The sequence below is a fragment of the Streptomyces palmae genome, assembly GCF_004684805.1.
Classification (GTDB): Bacteria; Actinomycetota; Actinomycetes; order Streptomycetales; family Streptomycetaceae; genus Streptomyces; species Streptomyces palmae.
This window is the reverse complement of sequence record NZ_SRID01000115.1, coordinates 1-17,478: the sequence shown is the minus strand read 5'-3', so window position 1 is coordinate 17,478 and position 17,478 is coordinate 1. Positions and strand designations below refer to the sequence as shown.

Sequence of the window (17,478 nt, the reverse complement as noted above, 5' to 3'; positions counted from 1 at the left end):
GAGGTGTATAAGAGACAGGGTTGGGGGTCAGGCGTTGTTCGGGAGCGGGGCGGCCGGGCTGACCAGGCCGGCGGCGCGCAGGTCGGTCCAGAAGGCGGCCGGGACGGTCTCGTTCAGGGCCGCGGTGTCCTCGGCGATGCGGCTGGGCCGGGTGGCACCGGGGATGACGGCGGCGGACGCCGGGTGGGCGAGGGAGAACTGGAGGGCGGCGGCCTTGATGCCCACACCGTGCTTCTCGGCCAGGGTCTTCAGCTTCCCGACCCGCTCGATGATCTCCGCGGGGGCCTGCTGGTACTCGAAGTGGGTGCCGCCCGCGAGGATGCCGGAGCTGTACGGGCCGCCGACGACCATGTCGACGCCCTGCTCCTGGGCCATGGGGAGCAGGCGAGAGAGGGCGTGCTCGTGGTCGAGGAGGGTGTAGCGGCCGGCGAGGAGGAAGCCGTCGGGCTTCGGCTCGTCGAGGGCGAGGGTCAGCTCGATCGGCTCGGTCTTGTTGACGCCGAGGCCCCAGGCCCTGATGACGCCCTCGTCGCGCAGCCGGGACAGGACGCGGAAGGCTCCGGTGCGGGCCTCCTCGAACTTTCCGAGCCATGCGTCGCCATGGAAGTCCTGGGCGATGTCGTGGACCCAGACGATGTCGAGCCGGTCGACGCCGAGGCGCTTCAGGCTGCCCTCGATGGAGCGCTCGGTGGCGTCGGCGGTCCACTCGTGGAGGATCTTGTTCGGGTTGCCGTGCTCGAACAGGCCGCCCTTCTCGCCGAAGTCGGGGACGTCGGTCTCGTGCTCGTCGAGGATGACCCGGCCGACCTTGGTGGACAGGACGTACTCGTCGCGCGGCTTGCCGGCGAGGACCTCGCCGAGCCGCTCCTCGGCGAGGCCGGCGCCGTAGAAGGGGGCGGTGTCGTAGTAGCGGATGCCGTGGTCCCAGGCGGCCTCGACGGTGGCGCGGGCCTCGTCGTCGGGGATCGCGCGGAACATGTTGCCGAGCGGGGCGGTGCCGAAGCCGAGACGGCCGGGAAGGATGTTCTTGAGCGACATGGGAAGTGCCTTTGCGAGATGTGGGGGGAGGGCCGCGGTGGCCCGCATGAGCGCCGCATCCGAATGCAAGCGCGCCTTACATGCAAAGACAATACTTGCAGACGCCGACTAATGCAAGAGCTGTATTTGCGCGTCCGCCGGGAGGCGGTCTCGTCGTCCAGGTGCCGCTGCGGCCGGGTGAGGATGAAGCCCGGGTTCAGGGCGTTGGCCGTGCCCATCGCCCGCCCAGCGCCGGGCGCCCACCGCGAAGAGCACCTCGCCTCCCTTGCCCGCGCCGTCGGCTACGCGCCCTCAGCGTCGGCTTCTTCTACGGCGCCGGAAGGGGGTCGGGGCGCCGACGCGTCGGCTTCGCCTCGACTGCTGTGACCAGGGGGGCCAGTTCCGGGTTCTGGGCGGCTTCGTCGAGCGCCTGCCGGAGGGCGGTTTCGTTGGTCGGCCGGGCCTCTCGCAGGAGCTTCAGGCCCGTGTCGCTGACATCGGTGTAGATGCCGCGGCGGTCGGTCGGGCACAGGAAGCGGGACAGCAGGCCGCGGTCCTCCAGGCGGGCGACGAGGCGGGTGGTGGCGCTCTGGCTGAGGACGACCGCATCGGCGACCTGCTTCATCTGCAGGTGGCCGCCCTCACCGTCGTGCTGGCGGCTGAGCACGTCGAGCAGCGAGTACTCCCGCACGCTCAGGCCGTGCTCGGACTGCAGGGCGCGCTCGATGTGCGCCTCGATCCTGCCGTGGAGGAGGTAGAGGGCGGCCCATCCGTTGGCGAGGGCGGTCAGCGCGGGATCTGTGGCGGTCATGGGCCCGGGTTTCCTTCCCGATGTGTCCGGCGCCCAGGATAAGCCCTCCGTGAAAATATCGGCTGGAGCTTTTATGAGGCGAGTGCAAGTATGTAGGTGCTGGGCGGGCGCCCAGCGCGGATCCGCACCCCCGCCGCTGTGCAGGGGCGGGTCAGGCGTCGCCGTCGGCCCGCTGCGCGGTGGTCGGCAGGTGCGTGCCGGCCTGGAGCGCGGGCAGGTTCAGGTGTTCCAGGTCGTGCGGTGGGGGAGCGGTGAGCGGCCAGGCCGACGGCACCTCGCCGTCGGACGCCGTGGCGGGCGCGTCGGTCAGCCGAAGCCGCTGGCGCAGACGCCCGTAGAAGTCCGTCGGACCCAGGCGCACCACCCGCAGCCGGCTCGGCGCGGCATAGACGCCGATCCAGTCGCCCGGGTCCAGCACCCCGCGGATCTGGCCGTCCACGCTGACCGCCGCGCTCCCGGAGTGCGGCAGCAGACGCATGGCGATCGGCTCGTCCGGCGCGGCCAGGACCGAGCGCTTGAAGACCATGTGCGCCGCGACGGGCGTGAAGACGAGGGCCTGCGTGCGAGGCGAGACCACGGGGCCGCCCGCGGCGAAGCTGTACGCGGTCGAGCCCGTCGGTGTCGCCACCAGCAGCGCGTCCCCGGCGTAGCAGGCGAGCAGCCTTCCGGCGAAGTAGACCGCCGCGGAGACCCGGCCGTCCCGGGCGAACTTCTCCACCACGACCTCGTTCAGCCCGAGCAGGTCGAGCGCCACGCCCCAGCCTCCTCCGGCCTCGCACCCGGGTTGCACCTGCGGCGGCGGCAGCGACGGCCTGCGGCCGTACCGCAGCAGCGGACCGAGTTCCTCGGGAAGCGAGAACGGCCGGGAGGCGCGCATGGTGAGCAGCATGCGTTCCTCGACGGTGATGCGGGATTCCCGGACGGCGTCCAAGGCCTGGAGCGCGTCGTGCGCGGGTACCTCGGTGAGGAATCCGACGTGGCCGAAGTCGATGCCCAGGAGCAGTGAACCGTTGTGCGCCGCCAGGCGGGCGCCGCGCAGGAAGGTGCCGTCGCCGCCCAGGGCGACGATGAGGTCGGGGTTTCCCGCCGCGGCCATCTCCTCGCGGGCGCTGCGCCGCTGTTCCCCCGCGTTCCACACGTCGATCTCGGTGCACTGGACTGCGTGGTCGACGCACCAGGCCCGTACCGACCGTGCGGCCGCCACGGCTTCGGGGCGTCCCTTGTGGACGACAAGACCGATGCGCTCGACCGTCATGGCGGCGTCCTCTTCGGTGAGGGGTTGCGTGGCTCCTCTCCAGGATGCGCCCCGGCCGCGAGCCCCGGCGACTTACGCGGCGGCCCCGCCCGCAGAGCGCGGTGCGCCGCCGCCGGCACGCCGCGGATCGGGGACTCCACCGTGGTCTTCGGCCGGGTGGTGCGCGGCAGAGCCCTGTGCGCGGGGGCGCGGGGCGATTCCTAGTCGGCCGACTCGCCCGCGTGCGGGCTGAGCACGTCCGTGCCGACCAGGGCGAAGAGCAGCAGGCCGAGCAGCACCCGGTAGTACACGAACGGCATGAAGCTCTTGGAGGAGATGAACTTCATGAACCATGCGATCACCGCATATCCCACGACGAAGGCGATGACCGTGGCGAAGATGGTCGGCCCCCAGGAGACATGGCCCTCCGCGGCCGCGTCCTTGAGTTCGAAGGTGCCGGAGGCCAGCACCGCCGGAATGGCCAGCAGGAACGAGTAGCGGGCCGCGGCCTCACGGGTGTAGCCCATCAGCAGGCCGCCGCTGATCGTGGCACCGGACCGGGAGACGCCAGGGACCAGCGCCATCGCCTGGCACACGCCGTAGACCAGTCCGTCCTTGACGTTCAGCTCCCGCAGCGACTTGCGCTGCTTGACCGCTCGGTGCCGGCCCCCGGTCTCGTCCCGGGCGGCCAGTCGGTCGGCGAAGCCCAGCACCAGGCCCATCACCACCAGCGTGGTGGCGGTCAGCCGCAGATCCCGGAAGGGCCCCTCGATCTGGTCCTTGAGCGTCACCCCGAGGACGCCGATCGGAATCGAACCCACGATCACCAGCCAGCCCATCTGGGCGTCGTGGTCGCCGCGCATGCGCTTGTTCGTCAGTGAGCGGAACCAGGCCGAGACGATCCGGACGATGTCCTTGCGGAAGTAGATCAGTACGGCGGCCTCGGTGCCGATCTGGGTGATGGCGGTGAACGCCGCTCCCGGGTCGTGCCAGCCGGCGAAGGCGGCGGTGAGCCGTAGATGCGCGCTGGAGGAGATCGGTAGGAACTCGGTCAGCCCCTGGACGAGTCCGAGGATGAGTGATTCGAACCAAGACATGAAAACTGGGCCATCCGATGAATGATCAAGAGCTGACCGGTGACCTCACTGGTCAGGGGGGTGAATGCGGACTGTTCGGACAGATGGTGGTCGCACACCAGTGCCGAGGCAGCGTAACGCCCCCCGGTGAACAGGCCCGGAACGGGGCCCCACACCAGGACGTACGGCCGGTCGGCCCTGCCGCCGACGGCCTCGCGGTCACTCTCCGGAGGCCGCCGCGCGCAGTCGGTGCCGTTTGCGCCAGGCCACCACTCCGGCGCCGAGCCCGGTGGCCGCGATGAAGGCCGTCGAGGCGAGGAAGACGGGTGAGCCGGGTGTGGCGGCCCGGCTGCCGGCCACCACGTAGGCGGCGGTGTTCGGGACGCTGCCCACCCCCGTCGCCAGCAGGAACGGCAGCCAGCGCATCCGGGAGACCGCGGCCCCGTAGTTGGCCGCCGCGAACGGCACCCCCGGCAGCAGCCGCAGCGCCAGCATCGACCGGAAACCGTGCCGGGACAGCAGCCGGTCCGCGAACAGCAGCCACCGCCCGCGCAGCAGCGGGCGCAGCGCGTCCTGGCCCAGCAGCCGGCCGAGGCCGAAGGAGATCCCGGCGCCGAGGACGGTCCCCCCGATCGCCCCGGGCAGTCCGGCCTGCGCGCCGAACAGGGTGCCGGCCGCCAGGTTCAGCAGTGGACGGGGGACCAGGGCGGCGGTGCAGAGCCCGTACGCCAGCGCGAAGACCAGCACCGCGGTACCGCCGGAGAGCCGCTCGGGCCAGCCGTCGGTGATCAGCCGCTGCGGCTCCCAGGCCAGCACCGCCACCGCGGCCGCGGCCAGCAGCGCGAGCAGCAGGCCCAGCCGGCACCACGGCGACAGCAGCACGCTGACGCAGCGCTGGGCCGGGCTGGGCGGAGTGGCGGCGGATCGGGGCACCGAAGGAGCGTAACCGAACGGCCCCCCGTCGGACCCCGCCCGGAGCGGTCTGCTACCAGAACCGGACAATTCCCCGCCGCGGGGGCGCCTTTGTATGCCGCGGGGCGCCGTTGTACACGGCGCCCTTGCATGTCCGGAGGACCGTACGTCGGGAGCACGCTTCCCGGGATGCGCTGGCGTGGCAGGCGGATCGCGGAACGGCCCGCGGGTCCGCGAGGTGCCGCCGGCGTCGAAAACCAGTCGACGTACCGCGCCCGGCCCGCCATGCTCGGGGGCATGTTCCGGTACGCCTTCGCTCCGCCGATGCCCGCAGTCGCGGGCACGCCGAAGGCTGCCGTCACCCCTGTCCCGGTCGTTGCCGCAGCCTGCCTCGACGGCACCCGAAGCTGACCCTCCCTCGGACCTACCGACGGATCCCGCCAGGGAGGGTCGGTGAGGTGCTGGGGTCCGCGTACTCCCGTCGCTGTTCCGAGGAAGGAACGCCAGGCATGTCCAAGCAGCCGTACCTCCGTACCAAGCCGCACCTCAACATCGGCACCATGGGCCACGTCGACCACGGCAAGACCACGCTCACCGCCGCCATCACCAAGGTGCTCAGCGCGCGCGGCACCGGCACCGGCTACGTCCCCTTCGACCGGATCGACCGGGCTCCGGAGGAGGCCGCGCGCGGCATCACCATCAACATCGCCCATGTCGAGTACGAGACCGACACCCGGCACTACGCCCATGTCGACATGCCCGGCCATGCCGACTTCATCAAGAACATGGTCACCGGCGCGGCCCAGTTGGACGGTGCCATCCTGGTGGTCTCGGCGCTGGACGGCGTCATGCCGCAGACCGCCGAGCATGTGCTGCTCGCCCGGCAGGTCGGCGTCGACCACGTCGTGGTCGCCCTCAACAAGGCCGACGCGGGCGACCCGGACCTCACCGACCTGGTCGAACTGGAGGTGCGTGAGCTGCTCAGCGCGCACGGCTACCCGGGGGCGACCACGCCCGTGGTACGGGTCTCCGGGCTGCGGGCGCTGGACGGCGAACCGCGCTGGACCGGCGCCATCGAGGCGCTGCTGGACGCGGTCGACACCTATGTGCCGACGCCGGTCCGCTACACCGACGCCCCGTTCCTGCTGCCGGTGGAGAACGTGCTGACCATCACCGGGCGCGGCACCGTGGTCACCGGCGCCGTCGAACGCGGCCGGATCCGGGTGGGGGACCGGGTGGAACTGCTCGGCGGCACCGCGCAGCGGGACGGGACCAGTGTGGTCACCGGGGTGGAGACCTTCGGCAAGCCCATGGAGTACGCGGAGGCCGGCGACAACGTGGCGCTGCTGCTGCGCGGGGTGCCCCGAGGAGCGGTGCGCCGCGGGCAGGTGGTGGCGGCACCGGGCAGCGTGGTGCCGCGCCGCCGCTTCACCGCCCGGGTGCATGTGCTCTCCGCGGCGCAGGGCGGTCGGCGCACCCCGTTGACCACCGGATACCGGCCGCAGTTCCACCTGCGCACCGCCGATGTGGCCGGTGCGGTGGACCTGGGCGCCACCGGTCGGGCCCGGCCGGGCGACACCGTCACCCTCGGCGTGGAACTCGACCGCGACCTGCCGCTGGAGCCGGGTCTCGGCTTCGCGATCCGGGAGGGCGGGCACACCGTGGGCGCGGGCACCGTACTGACCGTCGCGGAGTAGCCGCGGAGCGGACCCGCGGCCGCCCGGCCGGCGCCCTGACGCGCCGGCCGGGCGGCACAATGGGCAGGTGACCGAGTCGATACCGGTGAGCCGCGCCGTGGATGGCGGCCTCGCCAAGCTGATGCCCGATGTGGACCGCGAGCGGGCCTGGCTGCTCACGGTCGACGGGGCGCCGCAGTCGTACGTGGACCTGGACGACCCCGCGTACCTGGAGTTCGAGTACGCACGGCGGCTGGCGTACGTCATCGACGCCCTGCCCGGGCCCGGCCGGCCGCTGGACGTCCTGCACCTGGGCGGCGGCGCGTTGAGCCTGCCCCGCTATACGGCGGTGACCCGCCCCGGTTCGCGCCAGCGGGTGATCGAGGCGGACCGGCGGCTGATCGAGCTGGTGGAAGAGGTGCTGCCGCTGCCGCCCGGGTCCGGGATCGAGGTGTGCCCGGCCGATGCCCGTACCGCGCTGGAGGAGACCCCGCCCGGCTCGGTCGATCTGGTGGTCGCCGATGTCTTCGGGGGCTCCCGGGTGCCCGCGCACCTGACCTCGGTGGAGTACGCGCGGGCGGCGGCCCGGGTGCTGCGGCCGGGCGGCGTGTACGTGGCCAACCTCGCGGACGGGGCACCGTTCACCTTCCTCCGCTCCCAGCTCGCCACCTTCGGCACCGCCTTCGCCGAGCTGTGCCTGGTCGCCGAGCCCGGGGTGCTGCGCGGCCGGCGCTTCGGCAACGCCGTGCTGGTGGCCGCCCAGCGGGAGCTGCCGGTGGACGAACTGGCCCGGCGCACCGCGGCCGACGCCTTCCCGGCCCGGGTCGAACACGGCCCGCGGCTGGAGCGCTTCACCCAGGGCGCCGCACCGGTGGTGGACGCGGCGGCCGTGCCCTCACCACCGCCACCGGACGGCGCGTTCGGCATCGGCTGAGGGGCGGGGCGGCCCGGTGGACCCACGGCCCCGGTCCGGAGGCGCGGATTACCCTGCCGGCCATGGGCACTTCGGAGACGTTCCACGACATCCCCGTTCTGGTCTGCGCCGACGAGGGCGAGAGCCTCAGCGGTGAACGCGAGATCCTCGATCTGATCGGCAATGCCTCGTACCAGGGTGCCCAGTGGGCCGTGATCCCCGTCGAGCGCTTCGAGGAGGACTTCTTCCAGCTCCGCACGCGCGTCGCCGGCGAGATCATCCAGAAGTTCGCCCAGTACCGGATGGGGCTGGTGGTCCTGGGGGACATCTCCCGCCATACGGAGGCGAGTTCGGCGCTGCGGGACTTCGTGCGGGAGTGCAACCGCGGACGGCAGACCTGGTTCCTGGCCGACATGGCGGAGTCGCGGGAGCGGCTGAAGGGGTAGCGCCTGCGGCGGGCGGGTTCGGGCGTACGGGGCCGCGGTGCGGTGGACCGCCGGCCGGCGCGTCCCGCAGCCGCGAGAGTGCTGGTGAAGGGCTGGCGCCCGCCGGGGCGTTAGGGGGAGTGTGCGCCAGGTCCGTCCCGCGGGTATGGAGAGCGCCGGTGGAAGGGCGGCGCCCACCGTGGCGTCACAGGGACCCTCACCGGGTCCGTCCGTAGAGGCAGAGAGCGCCGGTGGAGGGGGAGGGCCCGCCGCAGGGTGCGGGCTCGGGGCGACGGCGGGGGACCGGTCACCGGGTCCGTCCCGTGGGCGTGGGGGCGTCGGGGTTACGCGGGCCCGGTCCGTAGGGCGGTGTTGATCCGGTCCAGCGCTGTGGTGAAGCCGCGGTACTCCTCCCCGGTCAGGGGCCCCGTGACATAGCGCTCCAGGATCCCCGCGTGCACCCGGGCCGCGGCCAGGAGGGTCCGCTCGCCCTTGGGCGTCGCCTCGACCAGGGTCACCCGGCGGTCGGAGGGGGACGGCCGCCGGCGAACCGTGCCCGCCTCCTCCATCCGGTCCACCAGCCGGGTGATGCCGCCGCTGGTCAGTACCAGGTCCTCGGCGAGGGTGCGCTGGGAGACCTGTTCCGCGGGGTCGCGGCAGAGGCGGATGAGCACCTCGAACATGACGTGGCTGATGCCGCACTCCTCGCGCAGCGCGGCGTTGATGCGCTGCTCCAGGCGGGTCGTCGCGCGCAGCAGCTGCCCGAACTCGCGGACCAGTCGGCCGCTCGCGGCCTGCGCGGCAGTGTGCTTCTCGCCTGGTCCGGCCGCCATGACGCCCGCCTTCCTCCGTGCCGGCGCACGGCTTGCCGTCCGGCATCCTACTGCGCGGAAAATCACTGAATCGTCAATTGCTGACTGCTCAGCGATCTCTTAGGCTGGGCGCCGTCCCGTACCGCACACGCCAGACCGGAAGGCACCGCTCGTGGCCACCGTCCCCTCCTCCACCCGGCCTGCCCAGGCGCCCCCCGCCGGGGCGGCCGCGGACCGGCCGATGGCCCTGCGCCTGCTCTTCATGCTCGGTGCGCTCTCCGCGTTCGGCCCGCTCTCCCTCGACATGTACCTGCCCGCGCTGCCGGACCTCGCCACCGGCCTGGACGTGGCGGACGCCCAGGTGCAGCTGACCCTCACCAGCTGCCTGGTCGGCCTGGCCGCCGGACAGCTGCTCGCCGGGCCGCTCAGCGACCGCTGGGGGCGGCGGACACCGCTGCTGATCGGCCTGGCCGGTTACGCGGTGGCCTCCGTACTGTGCGCCCTGGCGCCGAACGTCACCGCGCTCACCGGGCTGCGGCTGCTCCAGGGCATGGCCGGGGCGGTCGGCATCGTGATCAGCCGGGCGATCGTCCGCGACCTCTACGGCGGGACCGCGGCCGCCCGCTGCTTCTCCTTGCTGATGCTGGTCAACGGCGCCGCGCCGATCCTGGCCCCGGTCATCGGGGGCCAGCTGATGCGCTTCACCTCCTGGCGCGGGATCTTCGTCACGCTCGGTGTGATCGGCGCGCTGCTGCTGGCCCTCACCGTGCTCCTGCTGGGCGAGACCCTGCCCCGGGAGCGGCGTCTGAGCGGTGGGCTGGGGCAGGCCCTGCGCAGCTTCGGCGCCCTGCTGCGCGACCCCGGGTTCATGCGGTACGCGCTCGCCGGCGGCTTCGCCTTCGCCGCCATGTTCGCCTACATCTCCGCCTCGTCCTTCGTGCTGCAGGACGTGTACGGGCTGAGCCCGCAGCGGTTCAGCCTGCTCTTCGCCGGCAACGCGCTGGGCATCATGCTGCTCGGCCAGTGCAACGTCCGGCTGCTGCGGCGCACCTCCCCGCAGACCCCGCTGCGCGCCGGGTTGCTGCTCAGCGCGGCCGGCGGAGCGGGGCTGCTGATCGCCGTCACCGCCGGCCTCGGGCTGCCCGCCGTGCTGGTCTCGCTGTTCGCGGTGGTCTCCAGCATCGGGCTGATCATGCCGAACTCCACCGCCCTGTCGCTGTCCGGCCATCCGGAGGCGGCCGGTACCGCCTCCGCCCTGCTCGGCCTGGTGCAGTACGCGCTCGGCGGTGTCTCCGCTCCCCTGACCGGCCTCGGCGGCACCGGAACCGCGCTGCCCATGGCCGTGGTCATCGCCTCCTTCGCCGGGGCGGCGGTCCTGGTGTACCTCTGGCCCGGCGGTCGCGACCGGGTCCAGGAGCGGGACGCCTCCTAGGAACGCTCACCACCTGCCTGGTGCCGGGTGGCGCGGCCGCGGCGATCGGCCTTCGCCGCGCCCTACGGCACCGGGCGGCGGAAGCGGTCCCGGTGCCGGTGGTCCGGCGTCAGGAGGCCGGTTCCAGGAGGCGCAGGCTGCTCATGATCTTCTTGATGGTGGCGTCCGGCACCTCGTCCTCGACATGGGCGGCGGTGTAGAGCACCCAGGTGGCGAACTTCCCGTCCGGCCCGGTGAAGGTGACGGTGAACGCCTTGCCGTCCGTCGCGCACCCGTCCTTCTTCTTCACTCCGGTCACCTCCGCCTTGGCCGTGTACCCCTTGAGGCCCTGGGCGCTGGTGAACGGCTTGGTCTCGGCGTCCACCAGGCGCAGGTCGCCGGTGCCGGCCTGGTCGTATCCGGCGAAGACCCAGCTGCGCGCCTCGTTCTTGGCCGCCTCCTCCGCCGTCTTGGCGCCCTTGGCGCCCTTGGTGCCGGTGGCGGCCAGCGAGATGTCGCTGGCGGCGCCCTTCTTCCCGGCCGGGCAGTAGCTCTCCTTGTACACGGCCGGCGCGGACATGGAGATCAGTGGCTTCCGCTTGTCGTTCTCGTCGAAGAAGCTGGTCGACTCGCCCGCCCCCTTGACGTCCCAGCCCGGCGGCACGTCGAAGGCGTTGTGCCATCGGGGATTGGCCACCACCTGCCAGCCGGGTATGACCGGCTTGACCTTGGCCGGCTTCCCGGAGCCGCGCGGGGCGTCCGCGTCCGGGTCGGCGGCGCCGCCCTGAGCCGGGTCCCGGTCCTGGGGGCGGGTCGGCGCGGGTCCCCTGGCGCCGTCCCCGGCCTCGGACGAGGAGCCGCCGTCCGGTCGCAGCAGCAGGACGCCGGCGATCGTCGCCGCGGCGACCACGGCGATCGCCGTGCCCACGGCGATGGCGGTGCGCCTGCCGCGGCGCCGTTCCGGCGGTCCGGGCGGTCCGGGCTGGGGGCCGGGCGCGCTCCAGGGCTGCGGTGGCTGCGCCTGCGGCGGCACCCCGGGTTGCGGGCCGACCGGCTGCCGGTACGGGTTGGGCTGCTGGTAACCCGGCTGGTGGTACGGGTTCGGCTGCTGGTAGGGGTTGGGCTGCCCCGGCTGCCCCGGCTGCCCCGGCTGCTGCGGATGTCCCGGCTGCTGGTAAGGGTTCGGCTCGCCCCCGGGCGGCTGCTGTCCTGGCCACATGGGGGGTAACCCTAGAAGGTGAGTCGGACCGCGGCTACGGTTGCCTTCCCCTTGATTACTACCGGCTGGTAACTTTCTGGGTATGACTCAGACCCAGCCGACGATCGGCGAGCTTCTCGCCGCCACGGTGCCCATGGTGCGCACCCTGAACCTGGAGTTCGTCGAGACCTCGGCCGAGCGTGCCGTGCTGCGCCTCCCCGACCAGACGGAGTTCCACAACCACGTCGCCGGACCGCACGCGGGTGCCATGTTCACCCTCGCCGAGTCGGCGAGCGGGGCGATCGTGCTCGCGGCCTTCAGCGACCAGCTCTCCCGCGCCGTACCGCTCGCGGTGCGTGCCGAGATCGCGTACAAGAAGTTCGCCAAGGGCCCGGTCACCGCCACCGCCGAGCTGGGCCGCCCGGCCGCCGAGGTGGTCGCCGAGCTGGACGCCGGAGAGCGCCCGGAGTTCCCGGTGCGGATCGCCATCACCCGTGAGGACGGCGCGGTGACCGGTGAGATGTCCATCGTGTGGACCCTGCGCCCCAACTCCTGAGGCGCCCGCGGCGCACCGCCGCCGAAGCGGCCGATGACCCGTCATCGGCCGCTTCGGCGCGTTCGTGTCCCGGCTCACAGGCGGCCGGGGTGGGGAATGCGCCGCGCGGGTGCTCTGTTCCAGTCATTGCCCGCCGGGGACCGGCGAGTCGGCTGACGGCGGCCGGGCGGCGGCCGACACTGGCAGGGTCGCCCGTACCGCGCCCCGCCGCCCCGAGGGAGGAGCGATGGCCACGCCCGCCACGCGCCGACGGCCGGCGGAGGGAACCTCGGCCGGCCGAAGTGCGTCGAGTAAGGATGGGAGCCGCGCTCCGGGCACCGTCCGCCGGGGACGCACGGCGGCACGACCGGGTGCCGGGTGCCGGGCAGTGACCGTGGAGGCCGGAGCTTCGGCACGGGACCTGCGGCTTCGCGGGACGATCCAGGTGATCGCACCGATCAAGTAGGCTGCCCCAGCGTGTGCCCGTCGGCGGGCCGCGCCGGGAAGTGATCGTACGGGGAGGACCGGCGTTGCATATCGAGTCGTGGTTGGAGACCGTTCCCGCCGTCAGTGTCTATCTGATCGTGGGCCTGGTCATCGGCCTGGAGAGCCTGGGTATCCCGCTGCCGGGCGAGATCATTCTGGTCACCGCGACCCTGCTGGCGTCCTCGCAGGACCACATCGATCCGTACATCCTCGCCGCCGCCGCCATCGCGGGCGCGGTGATCGGCGACTCCATCGGCTACCTCATCGGCCGCAAGGGCGGCCAGCCGCTGCTCAACTGGCTGGGCCGCAAGTTCCCCAAGCACTTCAGCGCCGACCATGTGGCCACCGCCGAGCGCTCCTTCCACAAGTGGGGGATGTGGGCGGTGTTCTTCGGCCGGTTCATCGCGCTGCTGCGGATCTTCGCCGGCCCGCTGGCGGGCGTGCTGAGGATGCCGTACTGGAAGTTCGCCATCGCCAACGTGCTGGGTGGCATCGTGTGGGCGGGCGGCACCGTCGCGGTCATCTACTCCGTCGGCAAGGTGGCCGAGGACTGGCTCAAGCGCTTCTCCTGGCTGGGCCTGGTGGCGGCACTCCTGTTCGGTCTCGGCTCGCTGCTGCTGATGAAGCGGCGCGCCAAGAAGGCCGCCGCCGAGCGTGAGGCGCGGGCCGCGTCGGCCGAGGCCGACCCGGTCCCGGCCACCGACTGATCCGGGGCCCGGCGATGTCAGGGCAGGCACTGATCTCCCAGGTGGGCGGCAAGGAGCCGGCCATCGACCCGGGGGCGTTCACCGCCCCCACCTCGGTGGTGCTCGGCGAGGTCACCATGGCCGCCGGATCGAGCCTGTGGTACCACGCGGTGCTCCGCGCCGACTGCGGACCGATCGTGATCGGCGCCGACAGCAACGTCCAGGACAACTGCACCGTGCACGTGGACCCGGGCTACCCGGTCACCGTGGGCGAGCGGGTCTCGGTCGGCCACAACGCCGTACTGCACGGCTGCACCGTCGAGGACGACGTACTGATCGGCATGGGCGCCACCGTGCTCAACGGGGCGCACATCGGCGCGGGCTCGCTGGTCGCCGCGCAGGCCCTGGTGCCGCAGGGGATGCGGGTACCGCCCGGCTCACTGGTCGCCGGCGTCCCCGCCCGGGTCAAGCGGGAGCTGACCCAGGAGGAGCGCGAGACCATCTCGCTGAACGCCGGGATGTACCAGGGGCTCGCCCGGGACCACCGGGCAGCGCACCAGGACTGAGCGGACCCGGCCGGCCCACGGCGGGCCGGGCCGCGCCCCCCTGTCAGCCCGCCGACGCTCCGGCCCGGTCGGTGGTACCCAGCCGGACCGGCAGCCGGCGGTGCCCGTTGGAGATGAACGACTCCAGCGGGGCCAGCTTCTCGGCCGGTTCCGCCAGCGCCAGCTCCGGGAAGCGGGCGAAGAGCGCGGGCAGCGCGATACGGGCCTCCAGCCGGGCCAGCTCGGCGCCCAGGCAGAAGTGCACCCCGTGGCCGAAGGCCAGGTGCTCGCGGCGGGTCTCCCGGGTGATGTCGAAGTCCGCGGCGCCCGCGCCGTGCACACCCGGGTCGCGCCCCGCCGCGGCGTAGTTGACGGCCAGCGCCTCGCCCCGGCGGAAGGTCAACCCGGTCTCGGCGTCATGGATGTCGGTGGTGGGGAAGCGCATCACGATGGTGGCGATCGGCGCCTGGTGGCGCAGGGTCTCCTCGATCACATCCGACCAGGAGGCCGCGCCGGAGCGGACCAGCGCCAGCTGCTCGGGGTGGGAGAGCAGGTTCACCACCGCGTGGTCGAGCAGGTTGACCGTGGTCTCGTGCCCGGCGCCGATCAGCAGCAGCAGCGAACCCAGCAGCTCCCCGTGCGACAGCCGGGAGGCCGTCTCATCGTCATGGGCCGAGATCAGCGCGCTGGTCACATCGTCCCCGGGGCGGGCGCGCTTGGCGGCGACCAGCTCCTCCAGCAGCCGGTACACCTCGGCGGTGGCCGCCACCGCCTTCTCACCCGGCACATTGGTGTTGAACAGATCACCGATGCACGCGCGGAACGCGTCATGGGCCTCCTCCGGCACGCCGAGGGCGCTGTTCACCACCATCAGCGGCAGCACCCAGGCGAAGTGCTCGCGCAGATCGAGCACCGGCCCGCCGGGCTCGGCGGCCTCGTCCCGCGGTATGGACGCCGCGGCGGCCGCCAACCGGTCCAGCAGCCCGGCGGTGATCTCCTCGATGCGCGGCGCCAGCGCCCGTACCCGGCGGGCGGTGAACGCGGCACCGATCAGCCGACGCAACCGGGTGTGCTCCTCGCCGTAGGCGGACAGCGCGTTCGGGGTGTCCACCCAGATGCGCAGCGGCCAGTCCGCGGGGATCCGGCCCTCGATGTAGCGCGGCCAGTGCCGGTGGGCGTCCTTGGAGACGCGCGGATCGGTCAGCAGCCTCCGGATCAGCCCGGGATCGGTCACCGACCAGGCCGGCACCGCCCCGGGCAGCTCCACCCGGGCCGCCGGTCCCGCGCCGCGGAGTAACTCGGCCTCGGCGTGGATGTCCCGGGCCTCGGGGTCGAGCCGGAAGGGACAGCGCGGGGAGGAGGGCAGTGCCATGAAGAGGTCTCCGGAGTTTCGAGAGGGCGAACACGCGGCCGGGCATCCGGCCGCCAGGGCACCGACGGTTCGGCGCACCGGGCCAGCCTGTCCGCGCCCGGACGGGCACGTCAATGAGGCCTCGGCGCGGCCGGGCCCGCCGCGGACCGCCGGACGCCGGTGGGGCGGCCCCGGGGAGACGGCCCGGACCTGCGGGATACCGTGTGCGGGTGCCGAAAAACCGAAACGTGTTCTCGTCCCTTGGCGATGCGCGCCGACGCCTCGTGTCCCGTGCCGTACACCGCGGCTGGCAGTGGCTGCGTGATGCCGGCGCGGTGACCGCGGCCCGGCCCGGCCCGTACCGCTTCGGCAGCATCGGCGCCGGCACCCGGCTGGCCTTCCCGCTGGGCACGGTCTTCGGGGAGCCGTGGATCCACCTGGGCGAGCACTGCATCATCGGCGAGCAGGTCACCCTCACCGCCGGGATGATGCCCGGCCTCGACCTCGGCCCGGACCCGGTCCTGCGGCTGGGCGACGGGGTGGTGCTGGGGCGCGGAAGCCATGTGGTGGCCTCCTGCCCGGTGGTGATCGAACGGGAGGTGTACTGCGGCCCGTACGTGTACATCACCTCCGACAACCACTCCTACGACGACCCGGAGCAGCCGATCGGCAAGCAGTGGCCGCGCAGCGCCCCGGTCACCATCGGCACGGGCAGCTGGCTGGGAGCGGGTGCGGTGATCCTGCCCGGCGCCAAACTGGGCCGTAACGTGGTGGTGGCGGCCGGCGCCGTGGTGCGCGGCGAGGTGCCCGACCACGCGGTGGTGGCCGGGGCGCCGGCCCGGATCGTCCGACGCTGGGACGCGGCCGCCGGCTGGCAGCCCCCGCTGCGCACCCCGCCGCCGGTGCCCATCCCGGAGGGCATCACCCCCGAGCAGCTGCTCGCCCTCGCCGAGCCGGCCGACCGGGAGGCGGATCCCGACGCCGGGCCGGTGGCGGGTGCGGCCGGCTGTTAGCGTGCCGGCCATGAGCACGCCGATGGATGCCTTCGACGACGCCCGCCCCGTCATGGAGCGGCTGGACCTGCTGACCGCACCGGTCGCCGCCGCCCTGCGCGAGTGGCGCGGCCCGGTGCCCGTGGACCAGGTGTTCCACGTGGACACCGACCCGGAACGTGCCGATACCGCGGTCCTGGTGGAGAGCTACGGCGCCTGGCTGCTGGAGCTGTCCGCCAACTGCGTGGTCGTCGCGGCCAAGCGCGGCGGCGCGGTGACCTTGGCCGGCTGCCTGGTCCTGGCGCACACCCGGGTGGACGTCAACGGAGTGGTGCGCCGTCACCTCGGTGCCCGCAAGGCGTCCTTCGCGCCCATGGAGACCGCGATCGGTGAGACGGGGATGGAGTTCGGCGGTATCACCCCGATCGGCCTGCCCGCGGGGTGGCCGCTGCTGGTGGACGCCGCCGTGGTGCACGCCCCCTGGGTGCTGATCGGCAGCGGCAGCCGGCGCGGCAAGCTGATCCTGCCCGGCAAGGCGCTCGCCGAACTGCCCGGGGTCACCGTGCTGGAGGGCCTGGGCGTGGGCTGACCCGCGCTCGCGCCCCGCCGGCGGGCCCATGGGGGCGGCGGCAGCCGCCCGAACGCGATCGTCGTTCCGTACCGGCCCGGACGGCCGGCACGGAACGACGGGATCACCCCGCGAACGGACCGGCCGCGGGTCCCAGGTCCTCGTGCGGCCGGACCGGTCCCGGGACGGGTGTCCGCGGAGCGGGCGGGGGGATCAGGGGGCCAGGTCGTCCAGACCCAGACGCTTGATCCACGGGGATTCCTCTTTGGTGGTGGTGCGGACGATGGAGCGCTCGGCGGTGTCCGCCGGCAGGATGGTGGGCCTGTCGGCCGTCGTGGTGATGTTCGCCGGGGTCAGGTCGTCCAGGGCGAACCCGAAGGGGTTGTCGGCCAGGGCGGGGGCGGCGAGCGCCCCGATGACGGCGGCGGCTCCCAGAGCGGCAGCGGCAATACGGCGCATGGCATTCCTTTCTCTCATTGCCAAAGGCGCACGAGAGGTGCCCGGACCACCGCGCCGCTATGCACCACACCACCCGAACGGCCGTACGGTATCGATCCATTTACCCCTGGATGGCGGTGCCGTGGCCCGGACGCGGGCACTCGATGGCGGGGGCGTGCGGTCCTCCGAAGGCGTGCCGTGGGCGGCGCGCGAGCGGATGGGCGAGCCCCGGCGCCCCTTTCCCGGCTCCTCGTCCGGCGCGTTGCCGGCGTCGCGTCAGCGCGGGCGGAGCGGTCCCGAGCCTCGCGGCCTGGGCCGTCCTGCCGGACGGTGCCATCACACGTGTTCCGGCTGTTCGGCGGGGCGGGGGGCGGCAGGCTCCGTGGCAGGGG

18 protein-coding genes are annotated in these 17,478 nt (G+C 73.1%); 9 read left to right on the top strand and 9 right to left on the bottom strand.

All coding sequences use genetic code 11. The features are described from left to right. Positions 1-27 precede the first annotated feature (27 nt). The 5 genes from E4099_RS14720 to E4099_RS14700 all read right to left on the bottom strand — a co-directional run bounded on the left by E4099_RS14720 (position 28) and on the right by E4099_RS14700 (position 5,071). Positions 28-1,038 (bottom strand): aldo/keto reductase, encoded by a 1,011-nt coding sequence (locus E4099_RS14720; protein ID WP_135339498.1) that lies wholly within the window; start codon positions 1,036-1,038, stop codon positions 28-30. 307 nt (positions 1,039-1,345) lie between these two features. Further along, entirely contained in the window at positions 1,346-1,828 is a 483-nt protein-coding gene (locus E4099_RS14715) for a MarR family winged helix-turn-helix transcriptional regulator (protein WP_135339497.1), read from the bottom strand. A 151-nt stretch (positions 1,829-1,979) separates the two neighbouring features. Continuing rightward, entirely contained in the window at positions 1,980-3,083 is a 1,104-nt protein-coding gene (locus E4099_RS14710) for an NAD(+)/NADH kinase (RefSeq protein ID WP_135339496.1), read from the bottom strand. Between the two features lie 200 nt (positions 3,084-3,283). After that, positions 3,284-4,159, bottom strand: a complete 876-nt coding sequence (locus tag E4099_RS14705) for an undecaprenyl-diphosphate phosphatase (protein ID WP_135339495.1) — start codon at positions 4,157-4,159, stop codon at positions 3,284-3,286. Between the two features lie 198 nt (positions 4,160-4,357). Then, on the bottom strand, positions 4,358-5,071 hold the full coding sequence (locus E4099_RS14700) for a TVP38/TMEM64 family protein (protein WP_135339494.1): 714 nt from the start codon (positions 5,069-5,071) through the stop codon (positions 4,358-4,360). Between the two features lie 488 nt (positions 5,072-5,559). On the opposite strand from E4099_RS14700, the gene tuf reads away from it, so the two are divergent. From tuf to E4099_RS14685, 3 genes are all read left to right on the top strand, one after another. After that, a complete protein-coding gene (gene tuf, locus E4099_RS14695; RefSeq protein WP_135339493.1) occupies positions 5,560-6,747 on the top strand; it encodes an elongation factor Tu in 1,188 nt (395 codons plus the stop codon). A gap of 67 nt (positions 6,748-6,814) precedes the next feature. Then, a complete protein-coding gene (locus tag E4099_RS14690; protein WP_135339492.1) occupies positions 6,815-7,660 on the top strand; it encodes a spermidine synthase in 846 nt (281 codons plus the stop codon). Between the two features lie 62 nt (positions 7,661-7,722). Beyond that, on the top strand, positions 7,723-8,085 hold the full coding sequence (locus E4099_RS14685; RefSeq protein WP_135339491.1) for a DUF4180 domain-containing protein: 363 nt from the start codon (positions 7,723-7,725) through the stop codon (positions 8,083-8,085). A 323-nt stretch (positions 8,086-8,408) separates the two neighbouring features. On the opposite strand, the gene E4099_RS14680 is transcribed toward E4099_RS14685, so the two are convergent. Next, on the bottom strand, positions 8,409-8,897 hold the full coding sequence (locus E4099_RS14680) for a MarR family winged helix-turn-helix transcriptional regulator (RefSeq protein WP_135339490.1): 489 nt from the start codon (positions 8,895-8,897) through the stop codon (positions 8,409-8,411). A 151-nt stretch (positions 8,898-9,048) separates the two neighbouring features. Between E4099_RS14680 and E4099_RS14675 the strand changes: the two genes are divergently transcribed. Next, on the top strand, positions 9,049-10,308 hold the full coding sequence (locus E4099_RS14675) for a Bcr/CflA family multidrug efflux MFS transporter (RefSeq protein WP_245244850.1): 1,260 nt from the start codon (positions 9,049-9,051) through the stop codon (positions 10,306-10,308). A 109-nt stretch (positions 10,309-10,417) separates the two neighbouring features. Here E4099_RS14675 and E4099_RS14670 read toward each other — a convergent pair whose 3' ends face one another. Further along, positions 10,418-11,506 (bottom strand): DUF8017 domain-containing protein, encoded by a 1,089-nt coding sequence (locus E4099_RS14670; protein WP_167828383.1) that lies wholly within the window; start codon positions 11,504-11,506, stop codon positions 10,418-10,420. Positions 11,507-11,588: 82 nt separating this feature from the next. Between E4099_RS14670 and E4099_RS14665 the strand changes: the two genes are divergently transcribed. The 3 genes from E4099_RS14665 (at position 11,589) to E4099_RS14655 (ending at position 13,758) form a co-directional block, all read left to right on the top strand. Further along, entirely contained in the window at positions 11,589-12,041 is a 453-nt protein-coding gene (locus tag E4099_RS14665; RefSeq protein ID WP_135339488.1) for a DUF4442 domain-containing protein, read from the top strand. 509 nt (positions 12,042-12,550) lie between these two features. Then, positions 12,551-13,213, top strand: a complete 663-nt coding sequence (locus E4099_RS14660; RefSeq protein WP_135339487.1) for a DedA family protein — start codon at positions 12,551-12,553, stop codon at positions 13,211-13,213. Between the two features lie 14 nt (positions 13,214-13,227). Further along, positions 13,228-13,758: a gamma carbonic anhydrase family protein gene (locus tag E4099_RS14655; protein WP_135339486.1), complete on the top strand. Its 531-nt coding sequence runs from the start codon at positions 13,228-13,230 to the stop codon at positions 13,756-13,758. Between the two features lie 43 nt (positions 13,759-13,801). Here the strand turns inward: E4099_RS14655 and E4099_RS14650 are convergent, their stop codons facing one another. Beyond that, positions 13,802-15,109, bottom strand: coding sequence for a cytochrome P450 family protein (locus E4099_RS14650; RefSeq protein WP_135339485.1), 1,308 nt, complete (start codon positions 15,107-15,109; stop codon positions 13,802-13,804). Between the two features lie 209 nt (positions 15,110-15,318). On the opposite strand from E4099_RS14650, the gene E4099_RS14645 reads away from it, so the two are divergent. Both E4099_RS14645 and E4099_RS14640 read left to right on the top strand, forming a co-directional pair. Next, positions 15,319-16,101, top strand: coding sequence for an acyltransferase (locus E4099_RS14645; protein WP_135339484.1), 783 nt, complete (start codon positions 15,319-15,321; stop codon positions 16,099-16,101). A 10-nt stretch (positions 16,102-16,111) separates the two neighbouring features. Beyond that, complete coding sequence (locus E4099_RS14640) at positions 16,112-16,669, top strand: YbaK/EbsC family protein (protein WP_245244849.1); 558 nt, start codon at positions 16,112-16,114, stop codon at positions 16,667-16,669. Positions 16,670-16,861: 192 nt separating this feature from the next. Here E4099_RS14640 and E4099_RS14635 read toward each other — a convergent pair whose 3' ends face one another. Further along, positions 16,862-17,107, bottom strand: a complete 246-nt coding sequence (locus E4099_RS14635; RefSeq protein ID WP_135339483.1) for a hypothetical protein — start codon at positions 17,105-17,107, stop codon at positions 16,862-16,864. Positions 17,108-17,478: the final 371 nt, after the last annotated feature.

Bases quoted from the DNA above. Each gene is read 5' to 3' on its own strand.
- tuf (WP_135339493.1), top strand. From the start codon at position 5,560: ATGTCCAAGCAGCCGTACCTCCGTACCAAGCCGCACCTCAACATCGGC.
- E4099_RS14720 (WP_135339498.1), bottom strand. From the start codon at position 1,038: ATGTCGCTCAAGAACATCCTTCCCGGCCGTCTCGGCTTCGGCACCGCC.
- E4099_RS14710 (WP_135339496.1), bottom strand. From the start codon at position 3,083: ATGACGGTCGAGCGCATCGGTCTTGTCGTCCACAAGGGACGCCCCGAA.
- E4099_RS14650 (WP_135339485.1), bottom strand. From the start codon at position 15,109: ATGGCACTGCCCTCCTCCCCGCGCTGTCCCTTCCGGCTCGACCCCGAG.
- E4099_RS14685 (WP_135339491.1), top strand. From the start codon at position 7,723: ATGGGCACTTCGGAGACGTTCCACGACATCCCCGTTCTGGTCTGCGCC.
- E4099_RS14640 (WP_245244849.1), top strand. From the start codon at position 16,112: ATGAGCACGCCGATGGATGCCTTCGACGACGCCCGCCCCGTCATGGAG.
- E4099_RS14665 (WP_135339488.1), top strand. From the start codon at position 11,589: ATGACTCAGACCCAGCCGACGATCGGCGAGCTTCTCGCCGCCACGGTG.
- E4099_RS14680 (WP_135339490.1), bottom strand. From the start codon at position 8,897: ATGGCGGCCGGACCAGGCGAGAAGCACACTGCCGCGCAGGCCGCGAGC.
- E4099_RS14635 (WP_135339483.1), bottom strand. From the start codon at position 17,107: ATGCGCCGTATTGCCGCTGCCGCTCTGGGAGCCGCCGCCGTCATCGGG.
- E4099_RS14655 (WP_135339486.1), top strand. From the start codon at position 13,228: ATGTCAGGGCAGGCACTGATCTCCCAGGTGGGCGGCAAGGAGCCGGCC.
- E4099_RS14670 (WP_167828383.1), bottom strand. From the start codon at position 11,506: ATGTGGCCAGGACAGCAGCCGCCCGGGGGCGAGCCGAACCCTTACCAG.
- E4099_RS14715 (WP_135339497.1), bottom strand. From the start codon at position 1,828: ATGACCGCCACAGATCCCGCGCTGACCGCCCTCGCCAACGGATGGGCC.
- E4099_RS14705 (WP_135339495.1), bottom strand. From the start codon at position 4,159: ATGTCTTGGTTCGAATCACTCATCCTCGGACTCGTCCAGGGGCTGACC.